The organism is Paenibacillus sp. 05T425 (assembly GCF_056396205.1).
Map to the genome: position 1 here is coordinate 1 of NZ_JBFTLA010000198.1, position 325 is coordinate 325.

1 rRNA gene is annotated in these 325 nt (G+C 54.9%); it reads right to left on the bottom strand.

Annotated features, from left to right (window positions below):
- Positions 1-325: ribosomal RNA gene (locus AC1DF0_RS32750) — 16S ribosomal RNA — on the bottom strand; the annotation flags it as partial.

Sequence of the window (325 nt, forward strand, 5' to 3'; positions counted from 1 at the left end):
CATCACTCACGCGGCGTTGCTCCGTCAGACTTTCGTCCATTGCGGAAGATTCCCTACTGCTGCCTCCCGTAGGAGTCTGGGCCGTGTCTCAGTCCCAGTGTGGCCGATCACCCTCTCAGGTCGGCTACGCATCGTCGCCTTGGTGAGCCATTACCTCACCAACTAGCTAATGCGCCGCAGGTCCATCTATAAGTGACAGATTRCTCCGTCTTTCCCGATTCGGTCATGCGACCAAATCGCGTATCCGGTATTAGCATTCGTTTCCGAATGTTATCCCAGTCTTATAGGCAGGTTACCTACGTGTTACTCACCCGTCCGCCGCTAA